Annotated in this window: 11 protein-coding genes; 1 reads left to right on the forward strand and 10 read right to left on the reverse strand. The window is 60.6% G+C overall.

Translation table 11 applies throughout. The annotated features are described in order from the left end of the window. The 7 genes from AW06_RS19200 to AW06_RS19230 all read right to left on the reverse strand — a co-directional run. Positions 1–400, reverse strand: a 400-nt coding sequence (locus AW06_RS19200) for a CBS domain-containing protein (RefSeq protein WP_034953664.1), incomplete at its 3' end; no start/stop codon positions are given. Beyond that, the gene (locus tag AW06_RS19205) at positions 381–2,576 is read right to left on the reverse strand and encodes an exonuclease domain-containing protein (protein ID WP_034953674.1); all 2,196 of its coding nucleotides are present in this window, start codon (positions 2,574–2,576) and stop codon (positions 381–383) included. The genes AW06_RS19205 and AW06_RS19200, both read right to left, overlap by 20 nt. 3 nt (positions 2,577–2,579) lie before the next feature. Then, positions 2,580–2,948 (reverse strand): response regulator, encoded by a 369-nt coding sequence (locus tag AW06_RS19210; protein ID WP_034925967.1) that lies wholly within the window; start codon positions 2,946–2,948, stop codon positions 2,580–2,582. A 31-nt stretch (positions 2,949–2,979) separates the two neighbouring features. Further along, positions 2,980–5,745: a sensor histidine kinase gene (locus AW06_RS19215; RefSeq protein WP_034953679.1), complete on the reverse strand. Its 2,766-nt coding sequence runs from the start codon at positions 5,743–5,745 to the stop codon at positions 2,980–2,982. 9 nt (positions 5,746–5,754) lie between these two features. Beyond that, a complete protein-coding gene (locus AW06_RS19220) occupies positions 5,755–5,955 on the reverse strand; it encodes a hypothetical protein (RefSeq protein ID WP_034953696.1) in 201 nt (66 codons plus the stop codon). A 230-nt stretch (positions 5,956–6,185) separates the two neighbouring features. Continuing rightward, the gene (gene arsJ / locus AW06_RS19225; RefSeq protein WP_034953682.1) at positions 6,186–7,484 is read right to left on the reverse strand and encodes an organoarsenical effux MFS transporter ArsJ; all 1,299 of its coding nucleotides are present in this window, start codon (positions 7,482–7,484) and stop codon (positions 6,186–6,188) included. A gap of 89 nt (positions 7,485–7,573) precedes the next feature. Then, positions 7,574–8,584 carry an ArsJ-associated glyceraldehyde-3-phosphate dehydrogenase gene (locus tag AW06_RS19230; RefSeq protein WP_034953685.1) on the reverse strand — a complete coding sequence of 337 codons (1,011 nt, stop codon included), beginning with the start codon at positions 8,582–8,584 and terminating at the stop codon, positions 7,574–7,576. Between the two features lie 230 nt (positions 8,585–8,814). On the opposite strand from AW06_RS19230, the gene arsB reads away from it, so the two are divergent. After that, on the forward strand, positions 8,815–9,867 hold the full coding sequence (gene arsB, locus AW06_RS19235) for an ACR3 family arsenite efflux transporter (RefSeq protein WP_034953688.1): 1,053 nt from the start codon (positions 8,815–8,817) through the stop codon (positions 9,865–9,867). Between the two features lie 17 nt (positions 9,868–9,884). Here arsB and AW06_RS19240 read toward each other — a convergent pair whose 3' ends face one another. From AW06_RS19240 to AW06_RS19250, 3 genes are all read right to left on the reverse strand, one after another. Then, positions 9,885–10,115 (reverse strand): thioredoxin family protein, encoded by a 231-nt coding sequence (locus AW06_RS19240; RefSeq protein ID WP_034953691.1) that lies wholly within the window; start codon positions 10,113–10,115, stop codon positions 9,885–9,887. Positions 10,116–10,204: 89 nt separating this feature from the next. Next, positions 10,205–11,260 (reverse strand): permease, encoded by a 1,056-nt coding sequence (locus AW06_RS19245; RefSeq protein WP_034953695.1) that lies wholly within the window; start codon positions 11,258–11,260, stop codon positions 10,205–10,207. Positions 11,261–11,428: 168 nt separating this feature from the next. Continuing rightward, positions 11,429–11,881 (reverse strand): HIT family protein, encoded by a 453-nt coding sequence (locus AW06_RS19250; RefSeq protein WP_273704919.1) that lies wholly within the window; start codon positions 11,879–11,881, stop codon positions 11,429–11,431. Positions 11,882–11,936 lie beyond the last annotated feature (55 nt).

An 11,936-nucleotide genomic window follows, 5' to 3' on the forward strand; every position in this document is an offset into this window, starting at 1 on the left:
TGTTACCTATTTCAGTATAACTGCCATCGGCTTCGGTGAGCACCAGATGGCGCACGCCACGACGCACCATGACCACGCTGGCCTGATGTGCCGTACCATCGGCCGGCACGGTAATCAGACCACTGGTCATCACCGTGGCTATCGGCGCTTGCAGGTCGCAATCCTCGATCCCGATCCGGCGAACCACGTCGAGCAGAGTCACGATTCCCAGCGGCACACGACTGTCTGCATCGACCACGACGACCGCATCGACTCGCATTCGGTCGAGCAGCAGCAAGGTCTCACGGATGCTCACCGCTGGCCCGACGGTGAGCTTCTGCGCACGCACCAGATGACGCAGGGCAACGTACGGCGAGAAGGGGGCAACGCGTTTCGTCTGCTCAGTACTTGAGTCGGGCATGGTAAGTCCTCTGACTGGCTTCACGTGCCTGCCGCAAGGTCGTGATCCCCATCTCGGCAAGCAAGGGCAGCATCTTCAGAAAGACTTCGCCGGTCACGATGGCGTCGCCGAGGGCCGTGTGGCGTCCGAATACCGACACCCCCAGGCGCTCGGCGATGGCCTCTAGACGATGAGTCGTCTGATTGGGATACAGTACGGCGGAGAGCAGCAGGGTGTCGAGCACCGGTTGATCGAAACGTACTCCCGTTTGCTTCTCCTTCAATTGCAGGAAACGCATGTCGAAGGCGGCGTTGTGACCGACGAGAACCGTGTCGGCACAAAAGGCGTGAAACTTCGGCAGGACGACTTCGATGAACGGCTGCCCGATGAGTAGTTCCGGGGTGATGCCGTGGACAGCCACAGACTGAGATGACAGCGAATGTCGCGGGTCGACCAACTGGTCGAAACATTCCTGGCGCAACAACCGGCGATTGACGATGCGCGTCGCACCGATCTGGATGATCTCGTCGCCCTGGGAAGGCTGTAGGCCAGTCGTTTCGGTATCGAAAATCGTGTAGGACAGATCCGCGAGCGGCTGATCATCGAGTTCATGGCTGATGGCCGACCAGAGGAAGATATCGAAATCGTAGAATTCCGGGCGCTCGCCTTCCGGCGCCGGGACGATCGCCCGCGGCAAATCCCTTGGCGCTTCGGCAACCGGCAGCATGGTCCGGAAAAAGGCGCGATGCGAAACCCTTTCGCGCTGAAACCAGATGTCGCCGTTGCAGCGTTCGATCACATCGGTGACGCTGAGCGGTGACGATTCACCTGCGACTGCCATCGGATCCTGCAGCCAGCTCATCGCCGTTTCATTGTTCATGAAGGTTCCGAGCCAGGACAGATCGAACTGCGCCAATGATCCGCTGCGGGTCAGCGACAGCCGTACTTCGCGCACATCATACTCGTCCTGGAGGCGCAAGGCCAAGTAGCGAAGGGCTTGCAACAACCCAAAACTATCGACGCGCAGCCACAAATCTTCATCAACGTTTTCGGACTTGACAGCCAGCGCTCGACGCTCATTCGAACGTCGCTCTCCGATGCGGCGCGCAGCCACGGCCAGCAGTTCCGCACCCAGGATTTCCTCGAGCAACCAGCGCTCACGCAAATCGTTCGAGAAGGCGCTCGCCGCTTTCTCGAACTGCACCGTCAGAGCGCCTGCCTCGTCTCGGATGACACGCAGAAAACGATCGCGCTGCTGGCTCGGCATGTCGGGAAAGTCGGAGAGCATTTCGCCGGCAGCACGAATACTGCCCAGCGGTCCACGCCCGCCCTCGACTAGCGACTGGATCAGCACATCGCGCCGCGCATGCCGCTCGTTGGTACTGGTGACGTCCTCCAGGACGAGCACGAAACCGGTAATTGAAAATCCGCCGACGCGCGCGTGGTGCGGGCCATCTTCCCCCAGTACCGGCGACATATGCGCGCGCAGCAGCCGCCCGGCATGGGTCGCGGTGACGAACTGCACCGAACCGACAAGTTTCTTGTCGTCCTTGTTGCTTACTTCCCGACTCGCTTGCTGCAGACGTTCCAATGCATGCCCGATGAGCGCGCGCTCAAAGACCGTATAGATCGAACGTCCGAGGCCCAACAATTCGGCATTACTGCCGTCGGCGGCTGTCGAGAGTTCCTGTTTGGCCCGTTGGTTATAGAGCAATACCCGGCCGTCAAGGTTACAGACCACGACACTCTGACTCAGGTCGGCCATCAGCGCAGCCAGACGGCTGCGTTCCTCTTCGAGCGATGCGCGGGCCTCACGTATGCGTTCGGCGACATCTTGCTCACGAGTTTCGCGCAGCGTAAGCAATTGGTTCACCGCCTTGCCAAGCACCTGCAGTTCGCTCGCCCGGTACTCCCCCAGTCGCAAACCACTGTGCGCCAGCGCCGTAGCCAGCTCTTCGGCCATCCGCAGAGGGGCGTTGACATAGCGTTCGTACCAACGATAAATCACCCCGAAACTGCAGGCACAGGCGGCAAGTAGCAGCACCAACAGGACGACGATCCTTTCCTCGGCCGTCCGTCCACCGCCGCTGGCGCCAGCCTCGCTGGCCAGCATCAGGAGTGCTGTCGCAAGCACCAAGGCCAGCAGAAACAGGCTGACGGCCAGCGCAGCGAGGAGCAGCCTGCGCGTGGGCTTCACCGGCTACATCCCGAGGAGCTTTCGCACCTCGGCGAGCAACTCCTTGGTCGAGAAGGGTTTGGTCATGTAGCCATCGGCACCGAGTCCGAGACCCTTGCTGACTTCGGTGTCACGTCCCTTGGCAGTCAGCATCAGGATGCGCGTCGCGCTCAGGTCCGGGTCGGCGCGCAGGGCCTGGCAAACGTCGAAACCATTCATCCTCGGCATCATCACGTCGAGGAGAACGAGATCCGGTCGCTCGGCACGCACTTTCGCCAAGGCCTCTTCACCATCGCCGGCGACCAGCACCTCGAAACCCTCGCGGCGCAGCAGAAACTCGATCGAGATGACAATATTTTGCTCGTCGTCGGCAATCAGTATTTTTTTGCTCATCTACTCTCCGATCATCAATAGCCACCATCCGCTACGCTGCCGCAACCTGCGCAAGCGCTTGCTCCTGAATGGGTGCAAAAGGCAGGGTAAAGCGGAAGGTCGCCCCCTCCCCCGGTACGCTTTCCACCCACAGCTTCCCCCCGAAGTGCTCGACAATACGCCGGCTGATCGGCAGCCCGAGACCGGTTCCTGACGGCTTGGCGGTCATCGTGTCGCCCACCTGACGGAACTTCTCGAAAATCAACTGCTGATCTTCCGGTCGTATTCCAGGTCCGTTGTCGGCGACACTGACTTCCAGTCCATCTGTCAGCAGGCGCAGCATCACCTTAACCCGACCCCTGCCCTGCGCCAGGAACTTTACCGCATTGGACAGCAGATTCAGCATGACCTGTATCAAACGGTCGCGGTCGGCCAGAATCAAGGGCAGATTATCGGGCAGATCGAGTTCGACATGCGCTTCTTTCTCGCGGAACAATTGACTGGTCGCAGCCACCGACTGCTCGATGACCTCCTTCAGGTTCAGCTCGCAGCCATTCCAGTCAGCCCTTCCTGACTCGATCTTCGCCAGGTCGAGGGTCTGGTTGATCAGCCGCGTCAGACGCTCGGCCTCGCTGACGATCAGACCCAGAAAACGCTCGCGATCGGCCAGGTGCATCCTGGGATCGTCGCGCAGCAACTCCGAGAAGGCGCGGATCGAAGTCAGCGGCGTTCGCAGTTCGTGCGTCACCGACGACATGATGTCGTCCTTGACGCGATCGAGCTCCTGCAGGCGCTCATTGGCTTCCTGCAGATCGAGCGTGGCCGCCGTCAACTCACGCGACTTGCGCTCGAGTTCGCGGCTGTAGGTCCGCAACTGTGAAGCTTCGTCGAGAATGTGCATGACCTCATCGATGCTCAACGGTTCTTCCTTGGCCACCGAGGCAACCATCACACGTGCCGAAGCGCTACCAATCGCTCCGGCAAGGAGCGATTCGGCAAACTGCACGAGTTGCGCATCGGCCTCGGGCATTACCCCCCTGGCTACGCCGCGGCGCCGTGCATAGGCTGTAAATAGTGCTTGCGCCCGCGCCGGACCGAGAAAGCGGGCCACCAGTTCCTGCAAATCACTGACTTGCGCACGCCCTCGCCACAACGCTGGCCCGACCGATCCGGCATCCTTCAGCGCATCGACAAATACCGTCGCCTGTGTTGCTTCGGCCGCTGTTGGGGGGCGCAGCAGCGAGAAACCGACATAAGCGCCGATATTGGCCAGAAAACTCCAGAACAGGCAATGGGCAATCTCGTCGAAACCGGTCAGGCCGAATAACTGCTGCGGACGCAATAACTCGATCCCGAACAGGCCCTGCGTCAGGAAGTCATCCGGCAACCAGCCGGATTTGGCAAACGATGGCAGCAGCAAGGTATAGGCCCAGACCAGAAAGCCCGCCGACAGGCCTGCCAAAGCACCGTCGCGCGTTCCTCCCCGCCAGTACATGCCGCCGATCATCGCCGGTGCAAACTGAGCAACCGCCGAGAAACTGATCAGGCCAATGGCGACCAGTGCGTATGCTTCACCGGCCAGTCGGAAGTAGAGGTAGCCGAGCAGCAGGATGACCACGATGGCGCCACGCCGGATGCCCAGCAACAGTCGCGAGAGGTCCCTGGATTCATCGAGGGCAACGCGCTTGTGGCGTATCAGCAGCGGCATCACCAGGTCGTTGCAGGCCATCGTCGACAAGGCGATGGTTTCGACGATGACCATCCCGGTCGCGGCCGAAAGGCCCCCGATGAAGACCAGCAAGGTCAGGCACTCCTGGCGCTGTGACATTGGCAGCGTCAGCACGAAGGTATCGGCATCGACCCCCTGCCCGGCAAAATGCAGCAGGCCGCCGAGCGCGATCGGCAGCACAAAGACGTTGATCAGCAGCAGATAGAGGGGAAAGAGCCAGGCGGCCCGCTTCAGGTGCGCCTCGTTGACATTCTCGACGACCGCGACCTGGAACTGGCGTGGCAGAAAGAGCAGCGCCATCGCCGACAGTACGATCAGCGAAAACCAGCCCGTGTAGCCTCCGCCCGAGGGAATCGCCGTCGCCAGGCGCTGCAGCTCCGGACTGGCGTTGATGTGTTCGAAGATGTCACCGAAACCATCGTACATGCCATAGGTGACGTACGCCCCGACCGCCAGGAAAGCGACCAGCTTGACGCTGGACTCCAGAGCGATCGCCGCGACCATCCCTTCGTGGCGTTCAGTGGCATCGAGATGGCGGGTCCCGAAGACAATCGTGAACGCCGCCAGGATCAGGGCGATGTAGAAGCTGATATCGGCGGCTACCGACATCGTCGCACTGCGGTTCGGCATGACGATCTCCGGGTAGCTGAGCAAGAGACTGACCGAGCTGGAAACAGCCTTGAGTTGCAAGGCAATGTACGGAATGATGCCGAGCACGGCAATGACCGTCACCAGCCCCCCCAGGACATGGCTCTTTCCGTAGCGCGAGGAAATGAAGTCGGCGATCGAGGTGATACGGTTGGCCTTGACGATGCGAATCATCTTGAGCAGCAGGAACCAGCAGAGCGCCATCACCAGCGTCGGGCCCAGGTAGACCGGCAAGAAACCGATTCCCGACACCGCCGCGCGCCCAACACTGCCGTAGAAGGTCCAGGTCGTACAGTAAACGGCCATCGACAGAGCGTAGATGGTCGGGTTGGCGATCAGCGACCTTTTCTGATCGGCACGCTTGTCCCCCCACCAGGCGACCGCAAACAAAAGCCCGATATAGATCAGCGAGATAGCGATGACGACCGGGGCTTCAAGCATCGTCGCCGCCTATTTGAAGTGCCGTTCGACCGCCCAAGCCATCACGGCGATGACGACGACCCAGGCGAAGAAGATATAGGCATAGACCAGGGGAATCGACAAGAACAGCGTGTGACGATCGAAAAGAGAGAGAACAGGGTAATTGAACAGCACGCAGCCAAACAGAAAGGCGGCTATCAATCGGTCACTTGCCAAGACCCTACGATGCATGTCAACCTCCCACTCCACAAAGTGATCAGCACCCGTCGCCGGCAGACGCCCGGTCACTGCCATGGTTATACGGCTGTCGGCCCCCCTCCCGCTTTGCCGGAAAATCGGGGACGACCTACCCCGAGCATCGCCCGCATTGTCATCAATCGGCACGCATGACGCAATGGCTTTCGCCCGGATTTCTTGTCCCGGATCAGATTTTTGGACCGGCGGCTACACGCCACCCTACACTATTCGCCCAGGTCATCGAGCTTGATCGGCTTGCTGCGCGGACCGATGTGGCGTGGCAGCAGAAGCGACAACAGGCCGGCCACCAGTACGAAAGCAGTCGACGCCCACAGGCAGGCGATCAGGCCATTGCTTGGCCCGCTCTGCAGCCCCCACTGATAGAGCGCGCCTGAAAGAACCGTTCCCGCCAGGCGACCGGATGCGTTGGCCATGTAGTAGAAACCAACGCTCATCGCCACCTTGTCACTGTCGGTGTAAGCCAGGATCAGATAGGAGTGTACCGCCGAGTTCAGTGCAAACACGGCGCCAAAGAGGATCAGGCCGGCAACCACGACAGTGCCCGGTGCCAGCCCGGCGCTCAGTCCCAGGGCGATGCCCGCCGGCAGCGCGGCGAGGACGAAGGCGAGAATGGTGGCCGTCCGTCCGTCAGGCTCGTGCCGTTCCTCGACGCGGCTGCGCAGCAGGCCGGGAGTCGCCGCCTGCACGATGCCGTATCCGATCACCCACACCGCAAGAAAACCCCCGGACTGCCAGAAGGTCCAGCCGAGCACGCTCGACAGAAAGACCGGCAGACCGACGACGAACCAGACGTCGCGCGCACCGAAGAGGAAGATGCGCGCTGCGGCAAGCTTGTTAACCGCGCCGTTGCGCGAGAACATCTGCCCGAACTTTGCTTTCTTGTTGGCCTGACCAAGCCCCCCACTCATCAGTAGCGCGGCCAGGACAAGTGTCCCTCCGACCAGCGCCACGAGCAGCATGAGCGCGGTCTGGAAATCGAGAAGGGTCAGCAACAGACCGCCCAGGAAAAAGCCGACGCCCTTCAATGCGTTCTTCGACCCGGTCAGGATCGAAACCCAGCGATACAGGGTCGCTGAGGCATTTTCGGGAACGATCAGCTTGACCGCGCTCTTCGAACTCATCTTGGTCATGTCCTTGGCAATGCCGCTCAAGGCCTGCGAGACCATGACGTAGGCGACCACCAGCCAGCCCTGTGGCGCGAAGGCGAGCATCGACAGTGCCACGAGCTGCGTTCCCAGCCCGATGAACAATGTCGTCTTGAGGCCGAAGCGGGCGCCGATGTAGCCACCGAAGAGATTGGTCAGAATGCCGAAGACTTCATAGAAGATGAACAGCGAAGCGACGGCAAAAGGCGTGTAGCCCAGGCTGTAGAAATAGAAAAGCACCAGCATGCGAGTGGCGCCGTCGGTCACGGTGTCGGACCAGTAGGCTGCGGTCACCAGGATGTAGTTGCGCAGGCCGGCATGTGCGGCGGTGCTCTTTGCTGAAGATGGATCGCTCATCGTCGTCCTTCAGGGTGGAACCGCTCGCAGCGACCATCGCCTAGCTGGCAGCGACGGCCCCGATCGGCACGGAATCCATGGGCATGTACTTACAGTGACGCGGCCAGCTTGCGCGCCAGTTCGACGTAACGATTGGCGTAACCCCACTCGTTGTCGTACCAGGCGTAGATCTTCACCAGCGTGCCGTTGATCACCAGGGTGTGCGCCGCATCGACGATCGACGAGCGAGGATCCCCGCAATAGTCCATGGAAACCAGTGGCCGTTCCTCGTAGCCGAGAATTCCCTTCAGAGCGCCCTCGGCCGCCGCCTTGAGCAGGCCATTGACCTCCTCGACACTGGTCGGGCGCTGCATCTCGAAAACACAGTCGGTGATCGACGCGTTGAGCAGCGGCACGCGCACCGCGTGTCCGTCGAGCTTGCCTTTCAATTCCGGGAAGATCAGCGCGATCGCAGTCGCCGAGCCGGTCGTCGTAGGCACCAGCGACAGGCTCGAAGCGCGCGCGCGGCGGAGATCCTTGTGCATCTGGTCATGCACGCTCTGGGTGTTGGTCGAGCTGTGGATGGTCGTGATCATGCCGTGCGAAATGCCGATCGCCTCATGTACGACCTTGACCACCGGCGCCAGACAGTTGGTGGTGCACGAGGCCGCGGTGACGATATGGTCGCGGGCCGGATCGTAGCACTGGTCATTGACGCCCATGACGATGTTCAGCGTATCGCCACCCTTGACCGGTGCGGCGACGATCACTTTTTGCACGCCGGCCGCCAGGTAGGGCGACAGTTCTTCGACCGTGCGCCACTTGCCGCTGGCTTCAAGAACGATGTCCACTCCGGCGTCGCGCCAAGGGCCGCCAGCAACATCCCTGGCGGTGCTGTAGCTGATCGATTTTCCATCGATCAGCATCCGTCCGTTGCTGCTCCCGACATCGTGCCGCCAGCGGCCATGGACCGAATCGAATTCAAGAAGGTGTGCTGCCGACTCCACCGGTCCGTTCGCTTCGTTGATATGCACGAACTCCAGTTCCGGGTAGTCCCATGCGGCGCGCAGCGCCAGCCTGCCGATACGACCAAAACCATTGATGCCAACCTTTACAGTCATGTCCCTCTCCTCCGAATGATGGGTTGTGCTCGACTGGATTCCCCGCGAGCGGATGATCTGAATGTGCAAAACTATTCTATAATGCTGGAATTATAGAAACAAGTAAACTCCCTCGTTGAGCCGGCAACCGCTTCGTCGTGTGGCCGACAACCGCGACGGGTCTCCGGAAACCTGCACTCCACCAAGCCACGCAGACGTCAGCCATTGCTTCACCTGAACGAAGGTCTCAAATGCGCACTGCAACGAACAAACTCAACGTCCTTGACCGCTATCTGACCGTCTGGATCTTTGCGGCCATGGCGCTTGGCGTCGGCCTGGGGTTTTTCTTTCCCGGGATCGAGGACCTCATCAATTCCTTCCAGGTCGGCACGACCAACATCCCGATCGCGTTCGGGCTGATCCTGATGATGTACCCGCCTTTCGCCAAGGTGCGCTATGAGGAACTCCCGGATGTCTTCGCCGACCGCAAGGTGCTCGGCATCTCGCTGATTCAGAACTGGGTCATCGGGCCGCTCCTGATGTTTGTGCTGGCGATCCTATTCCTGCCTGACAAGCCCGAGTACATGGTCGGGCTGATTCTGATCGGCCTGGCGCGCTGCATCGCGATGGTGATTGTCTGGAACGAGATCGCCAAGGGCTCGACCGAATATGCTGCCGGCCTGGTGGCCTTCAACTCGATCTTTCAGGTGCTCTTCTATAGCGTCTATGCCTGGCTGTTCGTCACCGTGCTGCCGCCACTGTTCGGGCTCTCCGGTTCCGTGGTGGATATCTCGATCGGGCAGATCGCCGAGAGCGTTCTGATCTACCTCGGCCTTCCCTGCGTCGCCGGCCTCCTGACGCGGGTGATCATGCTGCGCTTCGTCTCGAAGCAGTGGTATCAGGAACGTTTCGTTCCCAGGATCAGCCCGATTACGCTCGGCGCCTTGCTGTTTACCATTGTCGTCATGTTCAGCCTCAAGGGCACGCTGATCGTGACCATTCCGCTGGATGTGGTACGCATCGCCATCCCCTTGCTGATCTACTTCGTGCTGATGTTCGTACTCTCGTTTTACATCAGCCGGAAGGTCGGGGCCGGCTACCAGAAATGTGCGACCCTGTCATTCACCGCGGCAAGCAACAACTTCGAACTGGCGATCGCCGTCGCGGTGGCCGTTTATGGGATCAATTCCGGCGCCGCCTTCGCAGCCGTCATCGGACCGCTTGTCGAAGTACCGGTCATGATCTGTCTCGTCAATGTCTCGCTGTGGTTTCAGAAACGCTTCTTCGCCAGCGAAACCGGCTGACTTCCTCGCCTGGCTTCCTATAGCCAGGCGGCAATTCTGGCGCGATCCGGGATGCCCCCTGCGTGAACCACCTGGCCGTCGACCACCACACCGGGGGTGGACATCACGCCGTACTGCATGATCTCGCGCAGATCCTCGACTTTGCTTAGCCTGATGGCCACGCCTTTCTCCGCAGCGACTTCCTCAATCAACCTGACCGTACTACGGCAGTTGGCGCAGCCGGTGCCGAGTACCTTGATTTCTCTCATGAGGATTTTCCTTTCGAAATCTCTTGAAAACAGGGTGAATGAAATTCCCGTTACCGGCCAGGCGAGGAAAAGGGGGAATGAGCAGTCTTCTACAGTACGAGATTGAAGACGTAGCCGACCAGCAGGATGCCGCCGGCAACGACGCCAGCGAAAGTGACGATCAGGCGCATGCGCAGCACCTTGCGCAGGATGATCATCTCGGGCAGCGACAACGCGATGACGCTCATCATGAAGGCGAGCACGGTGCCGAGAGCAGCCCCCTTGCCGATTAGCGCCTCGACGATCGGGATCATACCAGCCGCATTGGCATACATCGGCACACCGAGCGCGACCGCTGCCGGTAGCGACCACCAGGGCGCTTCCTTACCCATGAGCGACGCCATGAAATCCTCTGGCACATAGCCGTGAATCGCGGCGCCAATGGCGATACCCGCCAGGATGTATGGCCAGACCTTGCCGACAATTTCCTTGACGTGACTCCAGCCCGCACGGAAGCGGCCGACCCAGGTAAAACTCTCGCCAGCGAGTTCCGGCGCCGTTCCGGCAAGAATGCCCTGCACCCAGTCTTCCAGGTAAGGTTCCATCTTCAGCTTGCCGATCACCAGGCCGGCCACAATGGCCACCAGCAAACCCAGGCCCAGATACAGCGCGGCGACTTGCCAGCCGAACAGGCCGAACAGCAGTGCCAGCGCCACCTCATTGACCATCGGCGCCGAAATCAGGAAGGAAAAGGTCACGCCGAGCGGTACGCCGGCCGAGAGGAAACCGATGAAGAGTGGCACCGCCGAGCACGAACAGAACGGCGTGACGATGCCGAGGGTCGCCGCCAGGACGTTGCCGACACCGACCCGTTTGCCCGAGAGCAGCGCCCGGGTACGTTCAGGCGAGAAGAAGGTCTGGATCACGCCCATCAGAAAGACGATGCCGGTAAGCAGCAGCAATACCTTCGGCGTATCGTAAAAGAAGAAATACACCGCCTCGCCCAGATGCGTGCCGTGAGCGAGGCCCAGGGCGGCAATCACGGCATCGGCAAACTCGGTCAGGTGGCGATAGATTGCCAGCCAGACGACGCCGGCGACAAACAGGCCGACGCCCCATGTCGTGACGCCTTGGTCTGAATTCCTGGTCAGGATGGGGGAGCTCATCAGCAAACTCGAGCAGAAGCCGCTTGACCGCCTGTCTGTCCTTGCGTATCGGCATGCCCTGGAAGGCATTGGGCCGGACACGTCCGGTCAGGTGCATAACCACGTCATCGGCAAGCTGGGCGATGCGGGTCGGATAAATCAACAATGTACCCATCCGGCGCCGCGCAGTCAATCGGCACAGGCTGCCTGCAGTTCCTGGTGGATCAGCGCGAGAACGTCTGTCCGCCGATCGTGCTGCTGTTCGGTCAACGCCGGGAAAGCCGGCCAGCCCGGATCGTCCCACTCCAGCCCGGCAAACTGGCGACTGGCCGCGTAACGGGGAATGACGTGAAAGTGCACCTGGTGATCGACCATCATCAGCATCAGGTAGTTGATGCGATCGTTGCCGAAGGCCGACTGCACTGCCCGCTCGAGTTTCCCGAGCAAACCGGAGAGATCAGACATTTCTGCAGCCGTGACCTCCGAGAATTTCGCGGCGTGACGATTCAGCGACAAGACGCCGCAGCCCAGGGTCGCCTGGCCAGGTCGCACCGACCACGACCAGGCAGGGGTACTCGCCACCAGCAGCTCGTCAACCCGGAACTTCGCGCGAAACCCCGCAAGCCTCTGTGATCCGTCCATTGCTGCTCGCTCCTCGATTCAGAAAACTGTAAAGGTAACTGAAGTTTAGACACTC

It is taken from the genome of Candidatus Accumulibacter cognatus (assembly GCF_000584975.1).
GTDB lineage: Bacteria > Pseudomonadota > Gammaproteobacteria > Burkholderiales > Rhodocyclaceae > Accumulibacter > Accumulibacter cognatus.

Excerpts from the sequence above, each read along its gene's own strand:
- AW06_RS19210 (WP_034925967.1), bottom strand. The coding sequence starts at position 2,948 with ATGAGCAAAAAAATACTGATTGCCGACGACGAGCAAAATATTGTCATC.
- AW06_RS19250 (WP_273704919.1), bottom strand. The coding sequence starts at position 11,881 with ATGGACGGATCACAGAGGCTTGCGGGGTTTCGCGCGAAGTTCCGGGTT.
- AW06_RS19240 (WP_034953691.1), bottom strand. The coding sequence starts at position 10,115 with ATGAGAGAAATCAAGGTACTCGGCACCGGCTGCGCCAACTGCCGTAGT.
- arsB (WP_034953688.1), top strand. The coding sequence starts at position 8,815 with ATGCGCACTGCAACGAACAAACTCAACGTCCTTGACCGCTATCTGACC.
- AW06_RS19245 (WP_034953695.1), bottom strand. The coding sequence starts at position 11,260 with ATGAGCTCCCCCATCCTGACCAGGAATTCAGACCAAGGCGTCACGACA.
- AW06_RS19220 (WP_034953696.1), bottom strand. The coding sequence starts at position 5,955 with ATGCATCGTAGGGTCTTGGCAAGTGACCGATTGATAGCCGCCTTTCTG.
- AW06_RS19215 (WP_034953679.1), bottom strand. The coding sequence starts at position 5,745 with ATGCTTGAAGCCCCGGTCGTCATCGCTATCTCGCTGATCTATATCGGG.
- arsJ (WP_034953682.1), bottom strand. The coding sequence starts at position 7,484 with ATGAGCGATCCATCTTCAGCAAAGAGCACCGCCGCACATGCCGGCCTG.
- AW06_RS19230 (WP_034953685.1), bottom strand. The coding sequence starts at position 8,584 with ATGACTGTAAAGGTTGGCATCAATGGTTTTGGTCGTATCGGCAGGCTG.